Source organism: Marinobacter goseongensis (assembly GCF_023156235.1).
In the GTDB taxonomy this organism is placed as follows: Bacteria; Pseudomonadota; Gammaproteobacteria; order Pseudomonadales; family Oleiphilaceae; genus Marinobacter; species Marinobacter goseongensis.
On record NZ_JAKZAI010000014.1, the window covers coordinates 86,717 to 111,085 of the forward strand.

Sequence of the window (24,369 nt, forward strand, 5' to 3'; positions counted from 1 at the left end):
ACATGACTGACAACAACCCGGCCGCACCCCAGCGCGGCATGTGGTCCTCGCGGCTGGCCTTTATTCTGGCCGCGACCGGCTCCGCTGTGGGCCTCGGCAATATCTGGAAGTTCCCCTATGTGACCGGTGAGAACGGGGGTGGCGCTTTTGTGATGGTGTACCTGTTGTGCATCGCCATTATCGGTATTCCCATCATGATGGCCGAGGTCTTTATTGGCCGGAACGGTCGCCACAACCCGATCGCCAGCTTTCGCCTGGTAGCCGAGCGCAACCTGGCATCACCGGCGTGGCGGGTGTCCGCGATTGTGGGCGTACTGGCCGCGTTTATTATCCTGTCGTTCTATTCCGTGATCGGCGGTTGGGCTGCGGCGTACATCGGGCACGCCGCGACCGGCGACTTCACCGGCCAGAGTGCTGACGCCATTGGCACCCTGTTTGGTGATCTGCTTGCCAGCCCGGGCGTGTTGCTGGCCTGGCACACACTGTTCATGGCGCTGATCATTGTGGTGGTGGCCCGGGGTCTCAAGTCCGGCCTCGAGCGGGCGGTGAATATCCTGATGCCGGCGCTGTTCGTGCTGCTGCTGATTACCGTCGGTTACGCGGCCACCACAGACGGCTTTGGCCAGGCGGTGAGTTTCCTGTTCACCCCCGACTTCAGTGCGCTGACTGTCGACGGTGTGTTGATTGCCCTGGGCCACGCATTCTTCACCCTCAGCCTGGGTATGGCCATCATGATGGCGTACGGCTCCTACCTCAGTCGTGATGTGTCCATTGGCCGTACCGCCGTGACCGTCTCTATTATGGATACCGTTGTGGCCCTGCTGGCGGGCCTGGCTATTTTCCCGGTGGTCTTTGCCAACGGCCTGGAAGCCGGTGCCGGCCCGGGTCTGATTTTCCAGACCCTGCCGCTGGCGTTTGGCCAGATGCCCATGGGCGGCCTGTTTGGCACGCTGTTCTTCGTGCTGCTGCTGTTTGCCGCCTGGACTTCCGGCATCTCCCTGTTGGAGCCGGTCGTGGAATGGGTGGAAGAGAACCTGTCCGTGGGACGCTCTGGCAGCGCTGTTCTGGTGGGCGGTGCCTGCTGGCTGCTGGGTGTGGCGTCGATCCTGTCCCTCAACGAATGGTCCGGGTTCGCACCGCTGGGCATGTTCGAGCGTTTTGCCGGTATGACCATCTTTGATCTGCTGGATTTCTTTACGGCGAACGTCATGTTGCCGCTGTCCGGCCTGCTGACCGCAGTCTTCGTTGGCTGGTTCGTGGCGAAAGAATCCCTGAAAGTGGATCTGGCACTGGAGGGCGGCAGCTTTACCCTCTGGTACAACCTGATCCGTTACGTGACACCCATTGCGGTGGCTATCGTGTTTGCCTACAACCTGCTGGCATAACCCGTAAAAAAAGGGGGTGGCACATGGTGCCGCCCCCTTTTTTCTCTTCCGAACGAAGTCCCGTTAATAGTCGCCGTCAGATGCGGTGACTGCCCGCAGCGTGTCCATGTGGGGTCGCACGGCCCGCTTGTCCGCCTCCGGAGCCTGTCTGGCGGTTTCCATTGCCGACGTTGCCCCCCCCATCATCGCCCGCATCTGTTCTTTCTGAGCTTCGCTCAGGTTGGGGTTGTTGTTGATTTCGTCCATCACGCCGGCCATTTCCCGGGCCATTTCGGGATGCTGGTCCTCCATTTCGATGGCCATCCAGGCCTGGAACACACGGTCACCGGTAGCGCCCCATTCTTCCATGGAATCAAAGCCATGATCCGCCACAATGACTTCCATACGATCGTAGGTTTCGTGGCCCCGCATCTGCGCCACGGAATCGGAGAAGATCGTCGAGAAATCCGGCATTTCGGCCATGCCTTCCGAGTTCGGCAGTTCCTGATTGAGCTCCTCGAAGTCGTCTTCCAGGGTCTCGGCGTCTTGCAGGGTGTTGATAAAGGCACGGACCCGCTCATCGGTCAGGCTGTCAGCGTTGGCGCCGAGTGGCAACAGCAGGGCGAGGGCGAGAGCCAGGCAGGATAAAGTAACGCGTTTCATGAATGTCCTCCGTGATCAGGGTGCCCCCGAATCCGTGTGCCGGGGGCGTGTCTATAAAATAGACGCTGGTTCCTGAAACGCGCAACTCCGGAGCGGCGGTTTACGCCGCCCCTGAGAGGCCTTGTCAGTGGGCGTACGAGAGTGAGGCGTAGCGCTCGAGATGAAAGTCGTCGTCGCCGAGTTGATGATTGATGGCGATCAGCCGCTTGGCGTAGTGGGCGAAATTGTACTCCCAGGTCATGCCAATGCCGCCGTGGGACTGGATACCTGCTTCCGAAATGAACTGGCCAGCGCGGCCAATCACATTCTTGGCGGCGGCTAACACCCGGCGACGCTCAAGGCTCTGGTCACCGTCGGCAACACTGGCGGCAAGGATCGCCATGGAGCGGGCCTGCTCCAGTTCCGACATCATGTCCACCATGCGATGCTGCAGCACCTGGAACTTGCCGATGGGCACGCCAAACTGCTTGCGCTGTTTGAGGTAGTCCAGCGTCAGCTCGTTGGCCACCTCCATGACCCCCACGGCTTCGGCACACAGGGCGGCAATCGCCCGGCCGGCCTGGTATTCGATCACGCCTGCGGCCTGACCCTCTTCGCCCAGCCGTGCGTCAGCGCTGACCTGGACCTGGTTGAGGGTGATATCACAGCCTCTGGCGCCGTCGATGGTGGGGTAGCTGCGGCGCTCCACACCGGCGGTGTCCGGAGACAGCACAAACAGGCTGATGCCATCGGCATCCGCGGTGTCGCCGGCCGTGCGGGCAGACACCACGATCAGGTCCGCGCAGTGGCCGCCGATCACCACTGCCTTGCGGCCGTTCAGGACATAGCCCTCGCCGTTGCGTTCGGCGCGGGTTTCCACACTGTTCAGGTCGTAGAAACTCTGGGGCTCCTGCAGGCCCACCGCGGCTTTCTGTTCTCCGCTGGCTATCCCCGCCAGCCAGCGTTCTTTCTGGCTGTTGCTGCCGGCCTGGGCGATCAGGCCGCCGGCGAGGATGACCGACTGCAGGTAGGGCTCCAGGCACAGGCCGCGCCCTAGCTCGGTCATCACCGACTGTACCTCCACGCCGCCGCCGCCAAAGCCGCCCAGGGATTCGGAAAAGGGCACCGCGGTCAGGCCGAGCTCGCTGAGCTGCGCCCAGAAATCGGCACTGAACCCCAGGTCGGAGGCGCTGAACGCCAGCCGTTTTTCGAAACTGTATTCACCGCGCACCAGCCGCGCCACGGTGTCCTGCAGCATCTGCTGCTCTTCGTTGAGCTGGAAATCCATGGTCGCCTCCTTAGAGCCCGAGAATCATTTTCGACACGATGTTTTTCTGGATCTCGTTGGATCCGCCGAAAATCGACAACTTGCGATTGTTGAAATACTGGGCCGCCAGCGGCGCGGCATGCTCATCCGACAGGAACTCGCCGTCATACTCCAGGTTCAGCTCTTCTTCCACAAAGGGCAGCGCGTAGGGGCCCAGTGCGCGACGCGCCAGGTCGGTAATGGCCTGGCGGATTTCGGTGCCTCGCACCTTCAGCATCGAGCTCTCGGCGCCGGGCATGCCGCCACCCTCCACCGATGCGATGATGCGCAGGTTGCTGATGGATGCCGCCATCAGGTCAATCTCCACCTGGGCAATGCGCTGGCTGAAGGTGGGGTCCTGCAGCAGCGGGCGGCCATTTCTGAGCCGGCGGGACGCCAGCGCCTTGAGGTGCTCCAGCGCCGCCTTGGACAGCCCGATCCCGGCCAGGCCAGTGCGCTCATAGGTCAGCAGATACTTGGCGTAGGTCCAGCCCTTGTCTTCCTCGCCCACCAGATTGTCCACCGGCACCCGGACATCCTCGAAAAACACCTCGTTCACCTCGTGCTCGCCGTCCAGGGTGATGATCGGCCGCACGGTGATGCCGGGCGTGGCCATGTCGATCAGCAGGAACGAGATGCCTTCCTGAGCCTTGACCTCGGTATTGGTGCGCACCAAGCAGAAAATCCAGTTGGCGTGCTGGCCCAGGGTGGTCCAGGTTTTCTGGCCATTGACCACGTAGTGATCGCCGTCACGGACCGCGCGGGTTTTCAGTGACGCCAGGTCGGAGCCGGCGCCCGGCTCGGAATAGCCCTGGCACCACCAGTCTTCGCCGCTGAGAATGCGCGGCAGGTAGGTGCGCTTTTGCTCCTCGGTGCCGAACCGGATGATCACCGGCGCCACCATGTTGACGCCGAACGGAATGGAGCGGGGTACACCATAACGCCCGGACTCTTCATCCCAGATGTGCTTCTGTACCGGGGTCCATTCCACGCCACCGTAAGCTTTCGGCCAGTGGCTGGCGTACCAGCCCTGGGCACTGAGGATGCGCTGCCAGCGCTGGTGGTCGGCTTTGGTCAGCCGGCGATAGCCTTTGACCCTGGCGGCGATATCGGCAGGCAGGCTGGCCTCGAGAAAGGCCCGCACTTCGTCGCGGAACGCCAGCTCCTCGGGTGTGTAGTTCAGATTCATGGGGTCGCCTCCGGAATCAGCTGAAGGCCTGCAGGCCGGTTTGGCCACGGCCGAGAATCAGCGCGTGGATGTCGTGGGTACCTTCGTAGGTATTCACCGATTCCAGATTCATCACATGGCGAATCACGTGGTATTCGTCCGAGATGCCGTTGCCGCCGTGCAGGTCCCGGGCGACCCGGGCGATGTCCAGTGCCTTGCCGCAGTTGTTGCGTTTCAGCAGCGAGACCGCGTCCGGGGTGGCGATACCCTGATCCATCATGCGACCCAGCTGCAGAGCGGCCAGCAGGCCCAGAGTGATTTCGGTCTGCATATCCACCAGTTTCTTCTGCACCAGCTGGTTCGCCGCCAGCGGCTTGCCGAACTGTTTGCGATCCAGGGTGTACTGGCGCGCGGCATGCCAGCAGAATTCAGCGGCCCCGAGGGAGCCCCAGCTGATGCCGTAACGGGCCTTGTTGAGGCAGCTGAACGGACCCTTGAGACCGTCGACATCCAGTTTGTTGTCATCCGGTACAAACACGTCGTCCATGAAGATGGAGCCGGTTTCCGACGCCCGCAGCGAGAACTTGCCTTCAATGCGGGGAGTGTCCAGACCCTTGCCGCCGCGCTCGATCACAAAGCCCGCCACCTTGCCATCGAGTTTTGCCCACACCACGAAAACATCGGCAATCGGTGCGTTGGTGATCCAGGTTTTCGAGCCGCTGAGCAGGTAGCCGCCATCCACCTTGCGGGCGCGGGTTTCCATGTTGCCGGGGTCGGAACCGTGATTGGGTTCGGTCAGACCGAACGAGCCTACCAGCTCGCCGGAAGCCAGCTTGGGCAGGATCCGCCGCTTGAGGGCTTCCTGGCCATAGGAAAAGATCGGGTACATCACCAGTGACGACTGCACGCTCAGCGCCGAACGATAGGCCGAGTCCACCCGCTCCACTTCGCGGGCGATCAGGCCGTAGCAGACGTGGCTCAGCCCGGGGCCGCCGTATTCCTCCGGCAGGGTGGCGCCGAGCATGCCCAGCTCACCCATGTCGTTGAAAATGCGACGATCGAACTGCTCGTGGCGGTTGGCTTCGAGAATGCTGGGCATCAGGCGCTTGTCGCAGAAGGCGCGAATGCTGTCGCGCACCTGGCGCTCCGATTCGTCCAGCAAGCCGTCGATGTTCAATAGGTCGTTCCAGGGTGCCTGGCTCATGAGTCGTCTCCGAAATCCGGTAAAGTGGGTTGCCGCTCTCAGGGTCGGCAATCAGTGTTCAATGCGTTCGATGATGGTGGCAATGCCCTGGCCGATACCGATGCACATGCTGACCAGGGCATATCGACCACCGGTGCGTTCCAGCTGGCGCAGTGCTGTCAGGGTCAGGCGCGCGCCGGAGGCCCCCAGCGGGTGGCCAACGGCAATGGCGCCACCGTTGGGGTTGAGCCGTGGGTCGCTCTGGTCGATGCCGAGTTTGTGGGCGCACCCGAGCACCTGGGCCGAGAACGCTTCATTGATTTCAATCACATCCATATCCGCCAGACTTAGTCCGGCACGGGCCAGGGCTTTCTGGCTGGCCGGTACCGGGCCGAACCCCATTACCCGGGGCGGTACACCGGCGATGGCATTGGTGACGATCCGCGCGCGGGGGCGGATGCCGGCCCGCTTGCCCGCGGCCTGCGAGCCCAGAATCAGGGCCGCGGCGCCATCGTTGATACCGGAGGCATTGCCGGCCGTGACCACACCACCCGGGAACAGAGGTTTCAGACCGGTGAGCGCGTCGAAATCCGAGCCGGGGCGTGGATGCTCATCCCGGTCCACGGACTCCGCCGGCTGCTTGCGCCCGCGGGGCACCTCAACCGGGGTAATCTCGTCAGTGAAGAAGCCCGCGGTCAGCGCAGCCTGATAGCGCTGCTGGCTTTGCGCGGCAAAGCGGTCAATGTTGTCCCGGGTCAGCGCCAGCTCGCTGGCGATGTTCTCGGCGGTTTCCGGCATGGTCTCACCGCCGAACGCTTCGATCAGGCGGGGGTTGGGAAAGCGTGCGCCGAGGGTGGAGTCGAACACCTCGAAGGCGCGGGAGAAGGCCGTTTCGCCTTTGGCGATCACAAACGGTGCCCGGGTCATGCTCTCAACTCCGCCGGCCACAAACAGTTCGCCCTCGCCGCAGCGGATAGCCCGAGCGGCATCCATCACCGCCGCCAGTCCCGAGCCACACAGCCGATTCACAGTCAGACCACCGGTTTCCAGGGGCAGCCCGGCCAGCAGGGCGGCGTTGCGGGCAATGTTACGGGCATCCTCTCCGGCCTGGTTGGTGCAGCCGGCAATGACATCCTCGAACTCCGTGGGCTCGAAGCCGTTGCGGTCCACCAGCGCCGCAATCACCCGGGCGAGCAGATCATCCGGACGAATCGCTGCCAGCGCGCCACCGAACTTGCCGAACGGGGAGCGCAGGCCATCGTAAATGTATGCATCGGAGCTCATATCACCGCCTTCCAGTCGAACCTGTCATCGTGCTTTTAATTTCGCTGTGCGAAATCGGGTTTTAAAAAAGTGGATTTTAGATTAGTGTGTGGGCCACACTATTGCAAGCAGCCACCGTTCAAACTGAGTGATACCGTTGCGTAAAACCGTTGAGTGACCAAGATGGATACCGAGTCCGGTAAAGACCGAAAATTTGTTGAAGCGTTGGCACGGGGCCTGAACATCCTGCGGGTGTTTGGTGACGGCCCGGTGATGATGGGCAACCAGGAGCTTGCCCGGCTGACCGGGTTACCCAAGCCGACTGTCTCCCGCATGACCTACACTCTGACCAGGCTGGGGTACCTGAACCAGCACCCGGATACCGACAAATACCAGCTCGGGTCCGAAGTGCTGTCGCTGGGCTATACCTATGTTGCCAACCTGCGGGTGCGGCAACTGGCCAAACCCTACATGGATGAGTTCGCGCGGGAGTATGGTATGTCGGTGGGTCTGACCTGCCGTGACCGCATGCACATGATCTATGTGGAAAACCGCATGCCGCCGGTCAAGGCGTTGCTGCGGGTGGATCTGGGGTTGCGCCTGCCATTGGCCACCACGTCAGCGGGCCGCGCCTTCATCGCCGGCCACAGTGCCAAAGGGCGTGAGCAGTTGCAGGACGAACTGGCGGCGTATTACGGCGCCGAAAAGTGGCAGGAAAAGCAGCCCGGGCTGCTGGACGCACTGGCCATGTATGACCGGGAAGGCTTTTGCCTGTCGCTGGGGGAGTGGGACCGGAACATTGTGTCTGCCGGTGTGCCCATCGGTTTGCAGGACGGCACCCAGATGGCACTGACCTGCGCCGCCCCGGCGTATGAGATTGGCGTCGAACGGCTGAAACACACCATCGCCCCAAGGCTTGCCGGCCTGGCGGGCGACATTCAGGCTCTCGGGGCCTGAAGCAGAAGGAGCAAGCAATGACTGACCGCACGCCAACACAGCCCGGTTCAACCGCGCAACCCCGCAGGATCGCCACGGTGGGTATCATCGGGGCCGGCACCATGGGTGGTGGTATCGCCATGAACTTCGCCAACGCCGGCCTCAAAGTGACCCTGGTGGAGGCGGCATCGGAGGCACTGGACCGCGGGCTGGCCGTGGTACGCCGCAACTATGAGAATTCGGCCCGCAAAGGCCGCATCACGCCCGAGCAGGTGGAAGAACGCATGGCGCTGATCCGCCCCAGCCTGAGCTATGACGACCTTGCGGATGTCGACCTGGTGATTGAGGCGGTCTTCGAGAACATGGAGGTCAAGCAGCAGATCTTTGCCCGGCTGGATCGGGTCTGCAAGCCGGGCGCCATTCTGGCCACCAACACCTCGACGCTGGACATCGATACCATTGCCGCCGCCACCGAACGCCCGGAGGATGTGGTGGGTATGCATTTCTTCAGCCCGGCCAACGTCATGAAATTGCTGGAAAACGTCCGTGGTGAGAAAACCTCGGCCGAGGTCAGGGCCAGTGTGATGGCGATTGCCCCGGTGATTGGTAAGGTCGCGGTGATGGTCGGCAACGGCTACGGCTTTGTAGGTAACCGCATGTTGCACAAGCGCGGCGCCGAGGCCGTGGCGCTGGTCAATGAAGGCGCCAGCCCGCAGCAGGTGGACCAGGTGCTCACCGGGCTGGGTTATCCCATGGGACAGTTTGCCATGTCCGATCTGGCCGGCATTGACGTGGGCTATCGCATCCGCGAGGAGCGTCGTAAGTCCGGTGAAGACGTGCCGGCCAGCTGGCTCGACAAGCTGGCCGAGAACGGCCGACTGGGCCAGAAAACCGGGGCCGGCGTGTACCGGTACGAGGAAGGCAGTCGCACGCCTGTCCCCGACCCGCAGGTGGACCAGCTGATCGCCGACTTCCGTCGGGAGCAGGGCATAACGCCGCGCGAGATTAGTGATCAGGAAATTCTCGAGCGCTGCATGTACGTGATGATCAACGAGGGCGCCAAAATTCTTGAGGAAGGCATTGCGGATCGCCCGGCCGACATCGACACCGTGTGGATCTACGGCTACGGTTTCCCGAAGGATCTCGGTGGCCCGATGACCTGGGCCGACAGCATCGGCCTGAAGACCATTCTGGAAACCATCACCCGCTTCCATGATACCCGCGGGGGGGAGCAATGGCGGCCGGCGCCGCTGTTGGCGCAGCTGGCGCAGGAAGGCCGCGGTTTCGTCGATCACTAAAACCACAGGGGAACAGAACACGATGGACAGAAAAGCAAAGGCCGTGGTCTGCCGCGAGTGGGGCCAGCCCGTTCAGGTTGAAACCATCACCGTAGAAGGTCCCCGGCGGGACGAAATCACTATCAGAGTGGCTGCCTGCGGCGTGTGCCACAGCGACCACTCCGCCACCACCGGCAAGATCCCGTATCCGGCACCGTTGGTGCTCGGCCACGAAGCCGCCGGCGTGGTGATCGAGGTGGGCGAGGGGGTGACCGCATTCAAGGAAGGTGACCATGTGGTCAGCACCTTCATCTCCATGTGTGGCAAGTGTCGCCAGTGCGTTCGCGGCCGCCCGGTGCTGTGCGAACATGCCCGCAAGGCCATGGTCACGCTGCCCGATGGCAGCGTGCGCACCAAAGGCGCAGACGGTGAAGATCTCAATGTGTTCGGAGCCTGTGGCGTGATGGCCGAATACGCCACCCTGCATGTGGACAACTGCGTCAAGGTGGACGACACCGTGCCGATGCAGAACGCGGCCCTGGTGGGCTGTGCGGTGATCACCGGCGTCGGCGCCGTGTTCAACACGGCGCAGGTGGAACCCGGTTCCCGCACGGCGGTGTTCGGCATTGGCGGTGTTGGCCTGAACGCCATTCAGGGCTGTGCCACTGCTGGCGCGGAAATGATCGTCGCGGTCGATAACAGCGAGAAAAAACTTCAGATGGCGCGGGAATTCGGCGCCACCCACACCGTGAACATCAGCGACGTGGACGACGCCGCCCGGGCGGTGAAGAAACTCACCGGCGGTGTCGATTACGCCTTCGAATGCGTGGGTGTCGGCGCGGTGGTGGAGCAGGCCTACAAATGCCTCGGCCGCGGCGGCACCGCCGTGGTGGTGGGCGTGTCCGATCCGAAAGACAAAACCACCATCACCACCCTGACCCTGCCCGCGGACGAACGCGTGCTGAAGGGCAGTTGGCTGGGTTCCGCCCGCCCCCAGTATGATTTCCCCCGTATTCTCGGGCTGTACAAAGCCGGCAAACTCAAACTCGACGAACTGGTCACCCAGACCTACGCCATCGAAGACGCCGCGCTGGCGTTCGAGGACATGCTGGCGGGCAAGAATGCCCGTGGCGTCATTGTTTTTGATGAGACCAAGGAGTGACGACATGAACAACCTGAGCAAGAACTACATCAATGGCGAGTGGGTGAGCTGGAGCGGCCCGACCCTCGACGTGCACGAAGCGGGCACCGGTGATGTCATCGCGAAAGTCCCGGCCTCCGGCCGTGACGAGATGGAGCAGGCCATTGCGGCCGCCGATGCGGCGTTCGCCGACTGGTCCGAAAGCTCGCTGGATCAGCGCATCAAGGTTTTGGAGCAGCTCCATGCCGGGCTGAAGGAGCGCGCAGGAGAAATCGCGGAAACCGTGTGCCGCGAAGTGGGTATGCCCATCAAACTGGCCACCGGTATCCAGGCGGGCCTGCCGGCAACGATCACCAAAACCTACCTCAAGATGCTGCCGGACTTCCCGTTCAGCGAGCAGTGTGGCAATTCCGAGGTGCAATACGCGCCGGTGGGTGTGGTGGGCTGCATCACCCCGTGGAACTATCCGCTGCACCAGGTGATCCTGAAAATCGTACCGGCCATCGCCGCCGGCTGCACTGTGGTCCTCAAGCCCGCCGAAATCGCGCCCCAGAGCGCCTACATTCTGGCCGAGATTCTCGACGGCACCGATCTGCCCAAGGGCGTATTCAACCTGGTGAGTGGCGAGGGCCAGACCGTGGGCGACACTCTGATCAAACACCCGGCCGTGCGCATGGTGTCCTTCACCGGGTCGACCCGCACCGGTGGCTTGATTGCCCATGCCGCCGCCGATGACTTCAAACGCATCGCCCTGGAAATGGGCGGTAAATCCGCCTCAGTGATCCTGCCGGATGCCAATCTGGCCGCCGCCGTCAAAGGTACCGTTAACAACTGCCTGCTCAACTCCGGCCAGACCTGCACCGCGCTGACCCGCATGCTGGTGCCGGCAGACCTCCACGACGAAGCCTGCGAACTGGCGGCCGCGGCCGTTGCCAGAATGACCCCCGGTAACCCGCTGGAAGAAACCACCCGCCTGGGCCCGCTGGCTTCGGCCCAGCAGCGTGACAAGGTGATCGATTACATCAAGCTCGGCATCGAAGAAGGCCACACATTGGTTGCCGGCGGACCGGAAGCGCCGGAAGGCTGTGACAAGGGCTACTTCGTCAAAGCCACCGTGTTCGGTAACGTCAAACCGGGCAGTCGTCTTGAGCAGGAGGAAATCTTCGGGCCGGTGCTGTGTGTGATTCCCTACCAGGACGAAGCCGACGCCATTCGCATCGCCAATGGCACTCAGTACGGTCTGTCCGGCGCGGTCTGGTCCGCGGATGCCGACAGGGCGAAGAAGGTGGCCGGCAAATTGCGCACCGGGCAGGTGTTCGTCAATGGCGGCGACTTCAACCCCTTGGCACCGTTCGGTGGCTTCGGTCACTCCGGCATCGGCCGCGAATTCGGCAAATGGGGGCTGGAGGAGTTTCTGGAAGTGCGGTCGCTGCAGCTGTAACGGTTTGATGCCCGGGATCCAGGCTCAGGCCTTCCCGCCCAGCAGAATCCGCACCGCTGTGCAGGCATCCTCCAGTTCCTCCTCCCGGGGCTCACGGCCGTTGATGACGTCACTGTACAGGCAGGATTCGGCCAGTCGTACCATGAAGTAGGACAGGCTGTTGATGTTGAGGGGCGGATTGATGTGCCCTGAGGCAACCTGATCCCGGAGCGTGCGGGTATTGGCCTCCACGGTCCGGCTGTGAATGGTGGACTGGGACGACGTGAGGATTTTCAGGGCGTATTCGGGGTCCTCGTGGATAAACCGGCGCAGGGGCTCGGAATGCAAGAGTGTCGAGTTGATGTAGCGGTAGACCCCGACAACAAAGTCGACGCCTTGCCCCGGTGTTTTGCTCAACGCTTCCAGCCGCAGCGGTTCGTACAGTGACCAGAGTACTTCGCCCAGCAGCAGCTCCTTGTTGCCCACCCAGCGAAACAGCGTGGCCCGCCCGATATTCAGCTCCGCCGACAGCGACGCCAGGTGAATGCGTTCACCCTTGAGCCACAGGCTGCGGGCACGGCGGAAGGCATCGGCGCGCGTTGCTCTTGTTGTGGTGTTTTCCGTCACGGCAACCTCATTGTGCTGAACCGTTGAAGTCTAGCGACAAACCGGATACCCCGCCAAACAGATCCGCCCCGGGCCGGCGTGACACATTTGTGAACTTTCCGCTATACACTGTCTGACAGCCTATGATGATCCTGTAACGGTGTATACCCGGGAAGCTATGACACGAAACATACTGATTGTTGAGGATAACCCTGGCATCGGCGAGCTGGTGCGAATGCAGGTGGCGGACCTGGGGATGAACCCGGTGTTGTGTGACCGCGGCGATACCGGCTTGCAGCGTTTCCGGGAAGGTGACATCGATCTGGTGGTGCTCGACCTGATGCTGCCCGGGCTGGACGGCCTGGCGGTGTGTCGCGAGATTCGCTCCGGCCCCGGTTACGTGCCGGTACTGATGCTGACGGCGAAAAGCACCGAGCTGGACCGGGTACTGGGCCTCGAAATGGGGGCGGACGACTACCTCACCAAGCCGTTCAGCGTGGCGGAACTGAGTGCGCGGATCAAAGCCCTGTTCCGCCGGGTCGATGCCATGGCCGTCGCACCCGGTGCTGCTGAATCGTCGGACCCGCAAGTGGTTGTTGTGGAGGGCTTGCACCTGGATCCGGTGCGCCGCCGGGTTCAGGTGCACGGTGAGGCGGTCGAGCTGACCGCCCGCGAGTTTGACCTGTTGTGGCATTTTGCCCGCCAGCCGGGGCGGGTGTTCAGCCGGACTCAGTTACTGGATGCGGTCTGGGGGTATAACCACGAAGGATACGAGCACACCGTGAACACCCACATCAACCGCCTGCGCAACAAGATTGAGCGTGATCCCGCCAACCCGGTCTTTATCCAGACCGTGTGGGGCGTCGGTTACCGCTTTATGGACGGATCATGACCCGGTTTCCGCTGAAAACCCTGTACGCGCGGCTGGCACTGGGACTGTTCCTGTTGCTGATGACGGTGGGCATCAGCTATGCCTTCCTCAGCGGCTATACCCTGCGGGAGTACCAGGCTTCGCTGAATCAGGAACTCAATCGGGATCTGGCACGCAACCTGGTCGCCGATCGCAATCTGGTGGATGAGGGGCGGCTGAATGAGGCGGCCCTGCAGGAGCTGTTCAGCCTGTACATGACCATCAACCCGAGTATTGAGATCTATCTGCTGGATCGCGCCGGGCAGATCCTTGCGTACTCCGCAGACCCCGCCAGAATCAAACGTAAACGGGTGTCACTGGAACCCATCAGGGCCTTGCTGGCAAACCAGGAGGAATACCCGGTGCTGGGCGACGACCCGCGCAGCCACGACCGCCGCAAGGTGTTTTCGGTGACGCCGGTGCCCTCTGCCGACGCGCCGGAGGGGTATCTGTACGTGGTGCTGCGAGGTGAGGAGTACGACATGGCAGAAACCATGGCCCGCAGCGATCAGTTTATCGCGATGGGGGCCTGGGCGCTGGCCATCAGCCTGGTGCTGGGGTTGCTGGCCGGGCTGGCGGTGTTCCGGCTGCTGACCCGGCGGCTGGTTCAACTGACCGATCGGGTCGAGGCTTTTGCCGGCAGCGATATGCGGGATGCGCCGGAGACCTCCTCAGGCAATCCGGCCGTGGCGACGCGGGACGAGATTGATCACCTGGCGTTGCGATTTGAACAGATGGCGGCCCGCATTGCCACGCAGATGGAACAGCTCCGGGACAAGGACACCCAGCGCCGGCAACTGGTGGCGCGGGTGTCACACGATCTGCGCACGCCGCTGGCGTCTGTGCAGGGCTACATTGAGGCGCTGGGCCTGAAACACGACCGCCTCAGCGCCGACGAGCGCCAGGCCTGGCTCGATATTGCCCTGAAAGAAAGCCATCGCCTGGGCCGCCTGGTGGACGAACTGTTCGAATTGGCGGCGCTGGATGCGAGGGAGACCACGCCCAACCCGGAACCCTTTGTGCTGGCCGAACTGGTGCATGACGTGGCCCAGAAACACGGCCCGGCTGCCGCCAGCAAACAGGTGCGCCTGGACGTTGACGGCCAGCCGCCCATTGCCATGGCCCTGGGGGATCTGGCCATGACTGAGCGGGTACTGGACAACCTGATCGGCAATGCCATTGTCTTCAGCCCGGAAGGGGGGCGGATAACGCTCGGCCTGGCGGGGGATGAGCATGGGCTGGAGGTGGCGGTGCAGGATCAGGGGCGGGGTATCCCTGAACCGGACCTGCCCCATGTTTTCGAGCCCTTCTACCGCGGCAGTGGCGGAGAGGCATCCGGCCACAGCGGGCTCGGCCTGGCCATCGCCGAGCGGCTGATGACGCTGCAGGGCGGATCGGTGCAGGCGGCGAATAACCCGCCGGGCGGTGCACGGTTCACCCTGCGCCTGCCCGCCGCGAAGGTTTGAGCGTCCGTTTGCCGCGTGCGGTCATCGGGTCACCGTGATCAATTCGTAACATCCTGGTGACGCCCGCGTGATTTCACGGTCACACAATCAAGGCTGGAATCTCATAAACGGAGAGAGAATCATGAAACGCACAGTTACCTTTGGATTGGCGGCGCTGCTGATTGCCCTGGCAGGGGCCGGTGTCAGCGCCACCGATCGCAACGACAACGACTCGGCTTATGCACCCGATGATCCGGATCTGGCGGTCGCGACCTTCGCCGGCGGCTGTTTCTGGTGTGTCGAGGCGGCCTACGAGGAAAATGTACCGGGTGTGGTGGAAGCGGTGTCCGGCTACAGCGGTGGCGATGAGCAGAACCCGACCTACAAGCAGGTGGCCGGCGGCCGCACCGGACACACCGAAGCGGTGCAGGTCTACTACGACCCGCAGGTGATCAGCTACGAAGGCCTGTTGCAGGCCTTGTGGCGCACGGCCAACCCCACCGACGTAAACGGGCAGTATGTGGATCGTGGCCAGCAGTACCGGCCCGCGGTCTTCTACCACAACGACGCCCAGAAACAGGCGGCCGAGGCGTCGGTAAAGGCGCTGGACGCGTCCGGGCGCTATGACGACCCGGTGGCGATCGAAATCGTGCCCTTCGACACCTTCCACGACGCCGAGGAGTACCACCAGGACTACTACAAGAAGAATCCGCTGCGGTACAAGTTCTACACCCACAACTCCGGTCGCTATCAGTTTATCGACGAAGTCTGGGGTGACGACCGCAGTGTGGACTACTCACAGTATCGACCGGACGCCGACGGCATGAAGGCGAGCGGTGCGGAAAGTGGCGAGGGAAGCGATATGGCCGGCGACGAGAGCGCGTCGGCATCCTGGCAGTCGTTCAACCGACCGTCTGACGAAACCCTGAAGCAGCAGCTGACCGACGAGCAATACCGCGTGACCCAGCAAGACGGCACCGAGAAGCCCTTCGACAACGCCTACTGGGATGAGAAGCGCCCCGGCCTCTATGTGGACGTGGTGTCCGGAGAGCCGCTGTTCTCCTCACGGGACAAATACCGCTCTGGCACCGGCTGGCCGAGCTTCACCCGCCCGCTGTCGTCTGATGCGGTGGTGGAAGAGGCCGACCGTTCCCTGTTCATGACCCGCACGGAAATCCGCAGCGCCATCGCGGACTCCCACCTCGGACATGTGTTTGATGATGGCCCTGCGCCGACCGGTCTGCGCTACTGCATGAACTCCGCGGCACTGCGTTTTATCCCGCTGGCGGACATGACTGAGGCCGGCTATGGCGACTACATCAGTGCGGTGAAAGCCGACGGCGACAACCCGGTGGCGGCGTCACAACCATAGATCACTGACCGGTGTCTGCGGGCCGAAATGGTGGAGCACCTGCGCCTGCAGCAGTTCGGCCGTGGCGATGGCATCAATCAGCGCGTTGTGGGCGGCGTAGTGCGGTAAGCCGTAGCGCTGGCGGCTGTCAGCGAGCCGAATGGACACCGGTTTCTTGCCAGTAAGTTTTTGCCACCGGGTGGGGATGCGGTCGGGGTGCAGGTGCGCCTCGATGGCCATGGTGTCGATCAGCGGAAAGTGAATGCCCTCCCCCAGGCGCCACTGCATCGCGACATTGAAGAATTTCCGCTCGATACTGCGGTAGTGAACCACCGCAATCCGCCCGGCCATGGCCTCCAGAACCTCATTGAGCACGTCATTCAGATCCGGCGCCTGGTCGATGTCGGTGTGGGTGATGCCGTGAATGGTGATGGAGGTCTGGTGCAGGGGCAATTGCGGCCGCACGACCCAGTGGCGGCCCATACCCAGCTGGATGCCGGCCAGTGTGAAGGGCACCAGGCCGATACTGACAATGGAGTGTTTGTCCGGGTCCAGCCCCGTGGTCTCGAAATCCAGCGCCACCAGCGGCGCCTCGGCAATGGCCGTTTCCGGGGCCACACAGCCGGCCTGATAGAACGTCTGCAGGCGCCCATCGCGGGCCTGCTCCTCCAGCTGTGCAAGCTCGTCGGGCCAGTGCGTCTTGCGGGTATCACCGAGCTCAGACATGCCGGCTGACCTGCGCGGTGTAACGGAATTTCAGGAACTTCTGGGCATTACTGACCACCTGGAAGGCGTCTTTCAGGTGGCTGCGCTCGAACGGTGAGAGGTCTTCCGGGCGCACATTGTTGTCCGGCTCACGCCCCGCCTCGATGGCCAGTGCCTGGTGGCGAATACGCACAATGGAGATGAATTCCAGCGCGTCCCGCAGGTTGCCGACACCGTCCTCGGGGATCAGCCTGGTCTCGGCGATAGCCTTGAGGCGCTCGAACGAGTTTTGTGCGCGGGAACCGCAAGCCAGGGCGTGCACGCGGATCAGATCCGACAACGGCGCCGTACCCCGCCGTTTGAGGTTGAACGTCTTGTTGTGTTTGCCGTCCTCTTCCATCACAAAGGTGCGGAAAAATCCCAGCGGCGGTGTGCGGTTCAGGGCGTTGCGCGCCAGCAGGGCAAGGAAGCGCTGGCTGCCTTGGGCCTGTTCCGCCACCAGCGTTTTCAACTGCTCGGCAAAATCGTTTTCGCCGTAAATGCCATCAAGATCGAAGAAAATGTTGCTGTTCAGCAAGGCCTCCCCGCTGGGCTCCTGGATCCAGTTGGTGAAATAGGTTTTCCAGACTTTCAGCGGTTGCCGCCACTTCTGGTTGGTGGCCATGATGTCGCCGGTGCAGTAGGTGTAGCCACAGGCATCAAGACCGTCGCTGACAAACTTGGCCAGCGCCAGGAAATAGGCATCGTGCTCTTCCGGTACAAAGCTGTCGTCCAGGATCATGGCGTTGTCCTGGTCGGTCACCACCAGCTGTTCATCCCGTGCCATGGAGCCCAGCGCCATGAAGCAGTAGGGCACCGGTGGCGGCCCGAGCTTTTCTTCACCCAGCGCCAGCAGGCGCTGGGTGAAGCTGCGGCCGATACCCGCCATGGCGCTGCCGATCATGTGGGAATTGGCGTCTTCATTGACCATGCGCACGAAACTGTCGCGCACATCAAGGCTGATTTTCTTCAGGCCCTTGATGTCGTTCTGATGGTAGATGTTGCCCACCAGGTACAGGCTGCTCTGGCTTTCGTACTTGACGATATCCGCCAGGGCGATCACGCCCCGCACCTCGTCGTTGTCCATCACCGGCAGGTGGTGCACGTTGTTGTGCAGCATGGTGAGCATGGCTTCGAAGATAAAGCTCTGGGCCTTGGTGACGATCAGTCCCGCACTCATGATTTCGCTGACCGGCGTTTCCGAGGGCAGGGCTTCGGTCACGGCTCGGGTGCGCAGGTCGCGGTCGGTGATGATGCCTTTCAGCCTGGGCCGTTCGCCTTCCTCATCCATCAGCAACAGCGCCGACACCCCCTGCTCGGTCATGATGCGGGCGGCTTCCTGCAGGCGCACGGTGCAGGGTGCCGACACCGGTGCCCGGGAAATCAGCCGGGTCACCCGTGACGTCATCAGTTCGTTGGATTTCTCACGCCGCGACAGTGCGGAGCGCAGGCGGCTGCGGTCTTCAACTTCCACAAAGTCGGCGAAGGTCTCATCGCGCTCCCACAGGTACTGGAACACCTGGTCGGGAATCCGGTAGACGAGACAATCCTCAATGGCCCGCGCCGGAAAGCGCACGGTCTTGTTCATCAGCAGGCCGAACTGGCCGAAGATTTCACCCTCGGTAATGCGGTTGTAAAGCTCGCCGGAGCGCCGGTAGATTTCCACCGCCCCGCTGCGGATGTATAGCAGCCAGTTGTTGCGTTGGCCGAATTCGAGGATGTCACTGCCAGCGCGGTAATAGGCAATTTCGATGCTGGCCACCACCCTGTCGAGCATCTCTTCCGGCAGCTCGTCGAACGGCGCGTGTTGGGCCAGATGGTTGCGGATGTCGATCAGTTCTGCCTGCATGAAATCTCCCTGAAAGGCCGGCGGGTATGGCGTTCTCACGAAGCAATATAGCAGTGGCTGCGGCCGAGGGCCACGAACGGCGGGCGAGAAACAGGGGCCGCCGCAAGGCGCGGCGACCCCGATTGGCTCAGTTCAGTGACTGGAAAATACTGCCGTTGCCGCAGGCATCGCCATTGGCGTAGTTGTTGGTCACCACCTGGTTGATCCAGTAGCTGATCAGCTCCACGCCTTCGGTGTGGGTGACACTGCGGGCGATCGGCGGCATGCGCCGTTGCGGATCGCTGCTGTCTTCCACCCGGCAGGCCAGAATGGAGCTGTCGGCATCGCCCGGCACCACAATGTGCTGGCGGCCACAGGAACCGCCGCCGGTGGCGGTGGGTTTCTTGCAGATGCCGTAGCCGGCGTCCAGCTCGCGGTAGTGATCCAGGTAATACCCGGTGTTGGAGGCGGCGCCGCGGTCGTTGTGGCAGTGCTGGCAGTTCACTGCCAGATAAGCCCGCAGGCGGGCTTCCACATCGGCATCGGAGCCGGCCGGTTCACCGCTGTCGCCGGCCAGGTTCCAGTGGGGCAGGCGCTCAATGTTGGTGGCAACGCCGCGACCATCAATCTGCAGGTCCGGCACATTGGTGAGAATGCCCTGCTCCTGCCAGTACCGGAGCTGATTGACCCGCGGGAAACCGCCCTGTCCGCGGGTGCCCATGAAGGCGGATTCCGGGGCGTAGGCGCGGTTCAGGTTGCGGGGTTTCGGGCCAATGGGGGCGCTGCCGGATTCCACATCGTCGTTGCTGTGGCAGGTGATGCACTGGTTGGCGTTGGGTACGGCGTAGTGGTCGGTACTGCCGGCCATCAACTCGCCGGTGATGTCGTCCTGGTAGTGCCAGCTCACCGCTCGGGTGCCGCCGCCCAGCGCGAGCTTCGCCACCGGCTGGCCGCTGCCGTCGTGCTCCCAGATGTAGGTGGTGCCATCCCAGAACGCCTTGCCACTCTCACTGACCCGCTTGATCAGCAGGCGGGTTTCCACCAGCTCTTCGGTGCCAGTGCTTTCATCGGTAAAGGCAAAGGTCTTGGCAATCACCGTACCGGTAGGGAAGTGGATGGTGCCGTTGACGTTGCTGCCGCCCTGGCCATCCATGTACACCGCCTTGGTACCCGGCGGCACGAAGGCAAGCCGGTACTTGGTGGCGTAGTCGGAGAACAGTTTGCTGTTGAGCACGTAAGGCACGCCGCCGTCATTGGGGGTGCTGCGGGGGTCGTGGGCATCGGCGAACAGGTTGTACTGGTCCAGCGTCGGGCAGTTTACCTCCAGCGCCGCCCGGTTGACGCTGCCGGGCTTGCCACCCTGGTTGCAGAGGCGGTTGATGAATTCCTCGCCGGGGGCCGGATCCACGGTGCCGCTGGGTTCGAACGGCGGAATCTGCACCCTGGGTAGCGGCGGCAGCACCTTGCCGAAGCGGGCCTGGCAATCGTGCACCGACTGGTCGGTGTCGGCGACCACGCCGGTCAGCCCTTCCAGTACTGACTGCAAGCCCTCCAGGCTGAGAATGCTGCTGTCCTGCTCGGCGGCGGCCAGCACCAGTTCCAGCCCCTGGGTGCCGTGGAAGTTCATGTAGGTCTGGCTGTCATCCGCCAGGTCATTGTCATGGAAGCACGAGCCCCACTGCGGCAACTTGCGCTGGCCATTGGCGTCAAATTTGTAGGCGTTGTAGTGGCAGGCCGGGTTCGGATGCTGGTTGGTGTGGATGGGCTTGCCGCCGGCATCCGCCGGCACCGGGTCACCGTTGGCGTCCACCGGGTAGGGGCAGTCCGCGTCCAGCTCATCCAGCAGACCATCCCAGATAATGTGGGCGCCTTTGCCGGGGTTGGTGATGTTCTTCAGGCCGATCAGGGTGGGCAGTATGGTCTCCACCTCGCCCTCCAGCAGCACCTTCTCGAAGTTGGGCGGCGGCAGGTCGTAACCGGAATTGCGCATCACGTTGTTGTGGATGTGGAAGCCTTCGGTGTAGGGGTCCAGCTTCTTGTCCGAGGTTTTGTTCTTGCCGTCGATCAGCTCGTAGCTGGTGTAGATGACCGCGGCGGTGCTGTGATCCTCGAAGGTATTGTTCAGCACCTCGATGTTGTCGTAACCGAGGGTGATCAGGCCGGTGCCCCGGGGCACCGCAGACACCAGGCCACTGTGGGCAAAGTTGTAGGTGTTGTTGTTGCGGGCCACGTTGCCGAGCATCACCGAGGTGTCGCCGTACTGGGTGATGTTTTCCAGGTCGTAGATCAGGAAGCCCCCGGTGTTGCACTCCGCGAGGTTGCTGTCGTATTCCCCGCCCTGAACGTTCTCGATCTCGAACCCCATGACGTTATACAGCGCGCGGCTGTTGCGGATGATGGCGGTGTTGGTCTGGCCCACATAGATACCGGCGTCGGAGGCACCGATGGATTCGGAGTTATCCACCAGAATGTTCTCTGACTCCACCGGATAAATGCCATAGCGCCCGCTGGCGGAGCTGGGAATGTAATCCGGGGTGGGGTCGCCCTCGTTGAACGGCGGGTTGGTGCACTGTACCTGCAAGCGCTCGCTGTAGTTGCTGGCGGTGATCGGCTCGCCGCCGCCGGACCAGATGGCGCGCACGTTCAGCAGGGTGCCCCATTTCACCCCCTTGAGTTTGAAGGCGTCGCCGGGGGAGTCTGCAATGGTCAGGTCCTGCACGGTGATGCCGCGCACATTGAGGGCTTCCAGGCCGGTCACGTTGTCGCTGTCGCGGAACGACAGCACCGTGCTGTCCTTGCCGCAGCCCTTGATCAGCACGTCTTCGGTGGCCTGGATCAACAGGCCGTGGTTCAGTTCAATGAAGCCGCAGCCGAAGGCGAGGGTGTCGCCGGGGCGCAGCTGGATCATGGCGTTGACCATGTCATGGGTGGCGTCTGGCCCGGCTTCGACCCGGAAGGTGCGGCCCTCGCTGAACCGGTCGACCTGGTCGCCGGCGACGTTGTTATTACCGGAACTGTCGCTGGCCGCTGCGGAATCCGACGAACCGCCGCTGCCGCCCAGGCAGCCGGACAGCATCAGCACGGCCGCAGCCAGGGGAATCAGGGTAAAGCGCCAGGCGATGCTCTGGTGCTGAGTGGTATTGGAGATCATGGCTCTGTCCTTGTTTTTTGTTGTTACAGCGGTGCCTGCTCAATCCGTTCCCACATCCGCAGATAGGCCTCGGCGGAGGTGAACAGCTGGTTGATGGCGTCATCAATCTGTTCGGGATCGGTGTCGCTGTTGCGGATCATGTCCTCGATCTGATCCGGATAAAGGCCGTAATGGGCAACACCGCGGCCATCGTAGAGGCTGAACGCGCGGTCGCCGGTGCGTTGCACATCGAAGCGGACCCGGCCGTCGATGGAGGTGAACGGATACAGGCCGGCCTCGTCCTCGGGGATGCCCGGGTTAGACGCCAGTTGGGCGATGCCGTTGACGTCAGACGCAAAGCCGGCACCGCCGAACGGGCCCACCATGAAGTCGTCATCGCGAGCGCGATTGCCGTCACGGGTCAGCTTGCGCACCCAGTCTTCACGGGTGCCGCCGAATGAGGCGGTAATGCCACCCTGGGCGGCAATGCGATCCCGCAGCGCTTCGGTGCCGCCCCAGCCACCGTGGCTGTTGATGATGGGGTAGCCCAGCGGGCGGGTGATTTCCAGAATGCGGGCGGCGGCCTTGCGGCTGATGTGGTCGGTTTCGATCATCATCTTGCGGCGCACCAGCTCCTCGATCAGGAAGTCGCCGAGATCGCTCAGGCCACGGCGGTTACACAGCTGGTCGGTGCCACGGCGGGGATCGAGTGCGGCCATTTCTTCCGGGGTTTCCGGGAAGCGCTCGCCCAGGTAGTCCAGTTGGAACAGCAGCTGGTCGAACAGGCCGAATGGCTGCAGGTCGGCGTTCTGGTCCGGCTCACCGCCGGTGTACTCGACGTTTTCCGGGCACTGCTCGAATTCCACGGGGTGCCCGGTTTCCAGCAGGTTGCCGGCGTAGAGCACCGGCCCGATACCGACGCCGGTGGACAGATCCGGCAGGTGACCGCCAAAGGCGTTGTCGAACTTATGCACCGGGAAGATGTTGCGAACGCCCAGCTGATAGAACTGGTCCAGACGCTCCACGATTTCCTCCCGGCTGCATTCCGCTACGCCCAGGAACTCGCCGCACTTGAACACCTTCGACATTTCGATGCCGAGCACCACCGCCAGTTTGCCGTCATCGATGACCTCTCGGGCGCTGGCCGGGCTGGTGACAATCTGGAACCAGCCCTCGCCCGGGCCGCCGTGCTGGGCATCAATGTAATCCTGCATCTCGTACATGCGCTGGATCTGCAGCAGAATGGATTCCATGGGATCGCAGTCGTTCTCTTTCTGTGGGTTGATGCGGCAGAGAATCTCGTTGTGTACCAGATGGTTGACCAGAATCTTCATGCCCGCCACATGGGCTCGTTCCATCCAGCGGTAATAGCTCTGGTGATGCTGCAGTGAGTTGAAACGGGGCCAGTCATTGAACGTGGGCCAGCCCTGGGTGTCGTGCGGGCCGATGCCACTGGTGGCCAACTCCACAAAGCCGGTGGCACCCCATGGGCCATGAACCGCCTCGCAGTCGTGGAGGGCGTGGGTAACGCCGAAGCGGTGGAAGGGGGCGCCATAGTTGACCCGGCCGCCAATGAACTCGTAGGCGGAAATGTGGGAATGGGTGTCGACGAAGCCGAACACGTCGTCCTTGTCGATACCTTTCACCTTGCTGAAGCGGTCCACCTCTTTGAGGTAGGTGGCCGGTCCCTGTGGATCCAGCATCTCGGCGTTCAGTTCCGCTTCCGGATAGGGATCACAGCCAGAGGCCTCTGCCAGGCTAAAATGGCCGGATTCATCCGCGGCGGACGGTGAGACCAGCGCCAGCCCGTCTTCCCGGGCCGAGAGCATCAGCCCCGTGACGTCAGAGGCCAGAGTATACAGCTGCTCCTGGTCCTGACGCTGCAGTTGCCAGACCGCCAGATCGCTCGGCGCATTCACCATCGCCAGCGCAGGGTTCACGGTGGTATCGCCAATCCGATCGCCGGTAAACTCCAGGCTTTCGCCGATGGCGCGGAGCGCGTCACCCAGCGGCGACACGGGGTCGAGCACCAGGTTGGTGGTGTCGCCAAGGCCGGCAACCAGGTAACTGATCTCGCCAATGAAATTGCCGGCGCCATCGAGGAATTCGCCCGCCGGATCGCTGATGCCCAGCAGCTCGAAGCGGCCGGTTTCGCCGCTGTTGCGCTGGTATCCGGACATCATCAGATAAGCCCCGAGCCGGGTTGGGCGCATGCGGAAGGCGGTCGCCTGGCTGGCCTCGGTGGTGACCGAGTACTGCCCGGTTTGCGGGTCCGCTGTCAGGAAGTTGCCTTGTGCCTGCAGGGTGTAGCACCCGTTGGCGAAGCTGTAGCGGTCGATGGTGGCTGGCTGACGGGCAGCGGTTTCGTTGTCTGAGGCAACGGCCGGGGTGTTCGGGGTTGTTGATGGTCCCTGCGCAGAGCTGTCGTCACCGCTCCCGGAGCCGCCGCCACAGCCGGTGATCAACAGCGCGCCAGCCAATGCCCATGCTGCAGGCATGGGTCGTTTATAGTTGTTCATGTGAACCTCTCATTTGTCTTTATTACCGGTTGCCCGGTAAACCGTTTTTTATTGTTGAGGCATTTCTATTATTGTTGTGATCACCCGGAGCGGTCGGCGCAAAGGGTAACGTGACAGTTTGTAACATATGGTTAAA

17 protein-coding genes and 1 pseudogene are annotated in these 24,369 nt (G+C 62.6%); 8 read left to right on the forward strand and 10 right to left on the reverse strand.

All coding sequences use genetic code 11. The annotated features are described in order from the left end of the window. Positions 1-2: 2 nt before the first annotated feature. A complete protein-coding gene (locus MLC70_RS13705) occupies positions 3-1,385 on the forward strand; it encodes a sodium-dependent transporter (RefSeq protein WP_248184709.1) in 1,383 nt (460 codons plus the stop codon). A gap of 63 nt (positions 1,386-1,448) precedes the next feature. On the opposite strand, the pseudogene MLC70_RS13710 reads toward MLC70_RS13705, so the two are convergent. From MLC70_RS13710 to MLC70_RS13730, 5 genes and pseudogenes are all read right to left on the reverse strand, one after another. Next, positions 1,449-2,030: pseudogene (locus MLC70_RS13710) on the reverse strand (hypothetical protein); the annotation flags it as partial. 121 nt (positions 2,031-2,151) lie between these two features. Continuing rightward, the gene (locus MLC70_RS13715) at positions 2,152-3,294 is read right to left on the reverse strand and encodes an acyl-CoA dehydrogenase family protein (protein ID WP_248184713.1); all 1,143 of its coding nucleotides are present in this window, start codon (positions 3,292-3,294) and stop codon (positions 2,152-2,154) included. A gap of 10 nt (positions 3,295-3,304) precedes the next feature. Continuing rightward, positions 3,305-4,501: an acyl-CoA dehydrogenase family protein gene (locus tag MLC70_RS13720; RefSeq protein WP_248184715.1), complete on the reverse strand. Its 1,197-nt coding sequence runs from the start codon at positions 4,499-4,501 to the stop codon at positions 3,305-3,307. A gap of 16 nt (positions 4,502-4,517) precedes the next feature. Beyond that, positions 4,518-5,684, reverse strand: a complete 1,167-nt coding sequence (locus MLC70_RS13725) for an acyl-CoA dehydrogenase (RefSeq protein WP_248184718.1) — start codon at positions 5,682-5,684, stop codon at positions 4,518-4,520. A 51-nt stretch (positions 5,685-5,735) separates the two neighbouring features. Further along, entirely contained in the window at positions 5,736-6,947 is a 1,212-nt protein-coding gene (locus MLC70_RS13730) for a 3-oxoadipyl-CoA thiolase (RefSeq protein ID WP_248184719.1), read from the reverse strand. A 162-nt stretch (positions 6,948-7,109) separates the two neighbouring features. Between MLC70_RS13730 and MLC70_RS13735 the strand changes: the two genes are divergently transcribed. Genes MLC70_RS13735 through MLC70_RS13750 form a run of 4 tightly spaced genes read left to right on the forward strand, consistent with a single transcriptional unit; the run spans position 7,110 to position 11,721 of the window. After that, positions 7,110-7,883, forward strand: a complete 774-nt coding sequence (locus tag MLC70_RS13735) for an IclR family transcriptional regulator (protein ID WP_248184721.1) — start codon at positions 7,110-7,112, stop codon at positions 7,881-7,883. 17 nt (positions 7,884-7,900) lie between these two features. Further along, complete coding sequence (locus MLC70_RS13740; protein ID WP_248184722.1) at positions 7,901-9,160, forward strand: 3-hydroxyacyl-CoA dehydrogenase; 1,260 nt, start codon at positions 7,901-7,903, stop codon at positions 9,158-9,160. Positions 9,161-9,182: 22 nt separating this feature from the next. Next, the gene (locus tag MLC70_RS13745) at positions 9,183-10,301 is read left to right on the forward strand and encodes a zinc-binding dehydrogenase (RefSeq protein ID WP_248184724.1); all 1,119 of its coding nucleotides are present in this window, start codon (positions 9,183-9,185) and stop codon (positions 10,299-10,301) included. A gap of 4 nt (positions 10,302-10,305) precedes the next feature. Next, on the forward strand, positions 10,306-11,721 hold the full coding sequence (locus MLC70_RS13750; RefSeq protein ID WP_248184725.1) for an aldehyde dehydrogenase family protein: 1,416 nt from the start codon (positions 10,306-10,308) through the stop codon (positions 11,719-11,721). A 24-nt stretch (positions 11,722-11,745) separates the two neighbouring features. On the opposite strand, the gene MLC70_RS13755 is transcribed toward MLC70_RS13750, so the two are convergent. Further along, the gene (locus MLC70_RS13755; protein ID WP_248184727.1) at positions 11,746-12,327 is read right to left on the reverse strand and encodes a QsdR family transcriptional regulator; all 582 of its coding nucleotides are present in this window, start codon (positions 12,325-12,327) and stop codon (positions 11,746-11,748) included. Positions 12,328-12,484: 157 nt separating this feature from the next. Here MLC70_RS13755 and MLC70_RS13760 point away from each other — a divergent pair, with 157 nt between their 5' ends. From MLC70_RS13760 to msrB, 3 genes are all read left to right on the forward strand, one after another. Continuing rightward, complete coding sequence (locus MLC70_RS13760) at positions 12,485-13,198, forward strand: response regulator transcription factor (protein WP_248184729.1); 714 nt, start codon at positions 12,485-12,487, stop codon at positions 13,196-13,198. Then, positions 13,195-14,682, forward strand: coding sequence for a sensor histidine kinase (locus MLC70_RS13765; RefSeq protein ID WP_248184731.1), 1,488 nt, complete (start codon positions 13,195-13,197; stop codon positions 14,680-14,682). Before MLC70_RS13760 ends, MLC70_RS13765 begins: the two co-directional genes overlap by 4 nt. Before the next feature lie 121 nt (positions 14,683-14,803). Then, complete coding sequence (gene msrB, locus MLC70_RS13770) at positions 14,804-16,033, forward strand: peptide-methionine (R)-S-oxide reductase MsrB (RefSeq protein ID WP_248184732.1); 1,230 nt, start codon at positions 14,804-14,806, stop codon at positions 16,031-16,033. On the opposite strand, the gene MLC70_RS13775 is transcribed toward msrB, so the two are convergent. From MLC70_RS13775 to MLC70_RS13790, 4 genes are all read right to left on the reverse strand, one after another. Next, positions 16,022-16,738 (reverse strand): 3'-5' exonuclease, encoded by a 717-nt coding sequence (locus tag MLC70_RS13775; protein ID WP_248184734.1) that lies wholly within the window; start codon positions 16,736-16,738, stop codon positions 16,022-16,024. The two genes, msrB and MLC70_RS13775, sit on opposite strands and share 12 nt — an antisense overlap. Next, a complete protein-coding gene (locus MLC70_RS13780; protein WP_248184737.1) occupies positions 16,731-18,605 on the reverse strand; it encodes a putative nucleotidyltransferase substrate binding domain-containing protein in 1,875 nt (624 codons plus the stop codon). The genes MLC70_RS13775 and MLC70_RS13780 overlap by 8 nt, the downstream gene beginning before the upstream one ends. A gap of 127 nt (positions 18,606-18,732) precedes the next feature. Further along, complete coding sequence (locus MLC70_RS13785; protein ID WP_248184739.1) at positions 18,733-21,735, reverse strand: parallel beta-helix domain-containing protein; 3,003 nt, start codon at positions 21,733-21,735, stop codon at positions 18,733-18,735. A gap of 23 nt (positions 21,736-21,758) precedes the next feature. After that, complete coding sequence (locus MLC70_RS13790) at positions 21,759-24,233, reverse strand: amidohydrolase family protein (protein ID WP_248184741.1); 2,475 nt, start codon at positions 24,231-24,233, stop codon at positions 21,759-21,761. Positions 24,234-24,369 lie beyond the last annotated feature (136 nt).